The sequence below is a fragment of the Arthrobacter sp. H5 genome, from assembly GCF_000520595.1.
Taxonomy (GTDB): Bacteria; Actinomycetota; Actinomycetes; order Actinomycetales; family Micrococcaceae; genus Arthrobacter_D.
The window spans coordinates 1-1153 of record NZ_AZSC01000371.1; the positions used below are offsets into that span (position 1 = coordinate 1).

1 protein-coding gene is annotated in these 1153 nt (G+C 60.3%); it reads right to left on the bottom strand.

The window, feature by feature from the left end; all coding sequences use genetic code 11:
• Nucleotides 1-255: 255 nt before the first annotated feature.
• A partial coding sequence (locus Y708_RS22270; protein ID WP_035774983.1) for an IS110 family RNA-guided transposase occupies nucleotides 256-1153 on the bottom strand: 898 nt, incomplete at its 5' end.

Genomic DNA, 1153 nt, shown 5'->3' on the forward strand with positions numbered 1-1153 from the left:
GCATCGCGGAACGCATGGCCAGGCCGGTCACTAAGGCCCTAAAACCGGCCGAGGTATAGACGCTGCCCCACCCCGTAGGCCTTGGCGACCTCCACGACGGGCTTGGACGTATCGATAACTTCCGGGCCAGTTTGTCCTTGAACTCCTGGCTAAACCGGCGACGCGATGCAGACATACTGCAGATCTCACTATAAGTAGAAACCCCAGTTTAAGAGGTCCCACCGTCCGAAATCCCTAATACGAAAATAAAGGTGACTACGCTGCGGTGGGCGGGATGAGGGTGACGTCGTAGCCGAGGTTCTTGAGTTGTCGGATGGCGTTGTTCCTGGTCTTGGCGGGGTCGAGTCGGGTGAAGTGGTCCGTCCCGGGGTCGTTGTAGCATTCACCGTTCGCGAGCATGTTCCAAACCGCGGTGAGAATTGAATGTTCGAGTGCGACGAGGGCTTTAGGTTTCCCGCGGCGTGCCGTTATCCGTCGGTACTTCGCGGCCAGATACGTGTCTTTGCTGCGGGCGGCCGCCATTGCTGCTGTTCCGAGAGCGGCTTTGATGTACTTATTGCCCGGCAGGATCTTCGATGACTTGATTTTGCCGGCGGATTCGTTGGAACCCGGACAGACCCCTGCCCAGGATGCCAGCTGGGCTGATGTGGGAAAGACACTCATATCGGCTCCGGTTTCGGCGATGATCACATCGGCGACCAGGGTTGAGACACCGGGAATGGTGCTTAGCAGTTCCCGGTCGAGACGAAAGGGTGCCATCGCCTCCTCAACGCGGGCGGTGAGGGCGTCGATGATCCGGGTGTGGGCGTCAATCTGATCCAAATATATCCGCACCATAAACGCGTGATGCTCACGGAACATGCCGGTAAGGGCCTCGAGCAGCTGCGGGACCTTGGACTTCAGCTGGCCCCGGGCCAAAGCTGCCAGCACCTGCGGGTCCCGTTCCCCGCTCACGAGGGCCTCAAGCATCGCCCGGGAGGAAACACCGGACAGCTCCGAGACCACGGCCGATAGCTTGATGCCCGAGCCTTCCAGGAACTTCTCCAGACGCTGGATCTGCCGGGTACGGTCCCGGACCGCAATGGACCGGGACCGGGTCAGATCGCGTAGATCACGAATGGGTTCCGGCGGGACGAAGGAAGCCCGCAACAAC